The organism is Pseudomonas sp. TJI-51 (assembly GCF_000190455.2).
GTDB classification, from domain to species: Bacteria; Pseudomonadota; Gammaproteobacteria; order Pseudomonadales; family Pseudomonadaceae; genus Aquipseudomonas; species Aquipseudomonas juntendi.
Genome location: NZ_AEWE02000011.1, coordinates 5,459 through 5,854 on the forward strand (window position 1 = coordinate 5,459; position 396 = coordinate 5,854).

A 396-nucleotide genomic window follows, 5' to 3' on the forward strand; every position below is an offset into this window, starting at 1 on the left:
CCGCCGAGGTGGTGCGCGGTGCCCGCCTGGCCCAGGATGCCGGGGTGGCGCTGGCCGAGATCGAAGGGGTGTCGCAGAACCTTGCCGACCTTATCCACAGCATTTCCGACGCCGCGCAATTGCAGACCTCTTCGGCCGGGCAGATTTCCCACACCATGGCGGTGATCCAGCAGATCACTGCGCAGACTTCCGCCGGTTCTGGTGCGACCGCCGACAGTATTCGCCACCTGGCGCGCATGGCCAGCGAGATGCGCCGTTCGGTGTCTGGCTTCACCTTGCCACCACCTGCCGAGCCCAAGTGAACCGGCCTTGCGATGAGCCGTACTGATATGCCGCGCTGAGGAGTGCCCATGGCTGTAGCAGCACTAAGCCCCGAGCGCCACGATACCGTGGCGC

General features: G+C 65.9%; 1 pseudogene. It reads left to right on the top strand.

The features are described from left to right. Window positions 1-302: pseudogene (locus tag G1E_RS29080) on the top strand (chemotaxis protein); the annotation flags it as partial. Window positions 303-396: the final 94 nt, after the last annotated feature.